Below are 1,924 nucleotides of genomic sequence, written 5' to 3' on the forward strand. Positions count from 1 at the left end.
TTTTCCAGAATGGCTAGCTGATTGTTCAGTTGCTGGCCATGTTCGGCCAACTTTACAGATATAGCTTGTAGAAAGTCTCTGCCCCAGTCCTGTAGCAAGCTTTGCTGGTTGTCAGCAAGGCGAAATTTAAACTCTTCAAGGGTAGCTTGGACGGCCTGTAACTTTTCCTGTAACTTTTGAGAAATCTTGTCTACCAATCCTTCGCTCAACTTGATGAGTGCTTTGTCCGGGTTGTTGAGTTCTTGGCTGCGTTGGCTTAGCTGCGAAGATATATCTCTGATAATCTCTCGTTTCCAGATTTCCAGTTTAGGACTGGCCCCATACTGGCGAGCAACGTAAATGCCTACCGAGAAACCAACAGCTGCCCCAATCAATAAAACCAAAACTAAGTCCATCAGATACTCCTGTCCTCTGCTGCTGTTACTTTTCTTTCCAGTTAACTGGATTACCTGCTTGCCTCAACATGCTAGGAGGAGATAGGTGAATTTTCAAGCAGATGGGGACCTGCCTCTGACCGAAGCTGGGCGCCGACAAGGGATCCCAGCCAGCCTTGCTGAAGAGCTTCTTGAGCAGGAGTCAGTTCAGGCAACACCTCCAACGTGTAGACATCGGGCCGAGGGGGATCCAACGGGATCCAGAAATGTTTCAACTGATCGGCTTGAAAAACGCTCAAACAAATGATCTGGTGGGGCTGATAGGCCGTCAAGCGTTCCGCCAAGTTGGCAGCGCTCACCCTGAACCCATCCAGGGCCACCAGCTCATCGCCGGCCCAGATGCCTGCTTTTTGCGCCGGGGATCCCATCTCCACTGTGCTGATGCGATTGCCCTCGCCGTTGAAATTGAGGCCCAGGTATGGGATGGGGTTGGGGCGGCTGAAGTGGGCTTTAAGGGTGAGGCCAAAGGGGTGTAGGTAAGTGTTGTAGTCTAGCTCTTCCGTGCCTTCCACATAGGCTGCGAAAAACCGGCCAAGATCGGCACCGGCTGCCCGCTCAAACGCCTCCCGCAAGTCTTGGTCGCTGTAGCCCTTCCCTGACCGACCAAAGCGCTGCCACAGATCCTGCAAAGCCGTATCCAGGGATCCCTGACCGCCGGAAAGGTGACGGATGTGCAGATCCAGCAGCCAACAGACCAAAGCCCCTTTTAAGTAATAAGAAACCTGGCTGTTGAGGGTGTTTTCGTGGGGGCGGTAGAGTTTGATCCAGGTATCGAAGCTGGACTCCCGCAGCGATTGCACGGCCCGGCCCGGAGTACGCTGCAAGCGACCAATCTGTTCGGAAAGAATCTTCAAGAAATCGCCGGCACTGAGGATCCCTGCCCTCAATAAGATGACGTTTTCGTAATAGCTGGTCGCCCCCTCACAAAACCACAGACATTCCAGATAATTTTCCTGGTTGTAATCGATCTTTTCCAATGCCAGAGGACGCAGACGCTTGACATTCCAGGCATGAAACAACTCGTGGGCCAGCAAAGACAAAAAGCGCCGATAGGACTCCGGCTGATGCAGCTCCAGCCCAGAGTAAAGAAGGGTGGTGCTGTACTTGTGCTCAAGGCCACCAAATCCTCCCGGCGACAAATGCACAATGAACCAGTAGCGGTCATAGGGTAGCCCACCAAAAAATGCGGCTGTGGTTTCGACAATGGCCTTGGCATCGGCAACGGCCCGATCGACATCCAGAGTGCCCGACCCCCAAACCACAAGGTAATGCGGGATCCCTTCCACCTCAAACGATTGCACTCGATGTGGACCCACCTCCACCGGGCTATCCACCAGCTCGTCGTAGTCTTCCGCCACAAAAGACTGGCCGGAAGCGGGATCCCCAGAAGAGGAGATCAAAGGCCGCAAACTGGTGGCGATGTGCCAATCCGGCTTGGGGGGGATCACCGTCAAAGTGTAGGGTTCCCGCTCGCGACCGGGCACGTAGAG

General features: G+C 54.0%; 2 protein-coding genes. Both read right to left on the reverse strand.

Annotated elements, in window-relative coordinates:
- Positions 1–395: hypothetical protein (locus tag NW829_RS11345; protein WP_414417118.1), on the reverse strand; the 395-nt coding region annotated here is incomplete at its 3' end.
- A 71-nt stretch (positions 396–466) separates the two neighbouring features.
- Positions 467–1,924, reverse strand: a 1,458-nt coding sequence (locus NW829_RS11350) for a M61 family metallopeptidase (protein WP_414417119.1), incomplete at its 5' end; no start/stop codon positions are given.

This window comes from Synechococcus sp. R55.8 (assembly GCF_047461895.1).
Classification (GTDB): Bacteria; Cyanobacteriota; Cyanobacteriia; order Thermostichales; family Thermostichaceae; genus Thermostichus.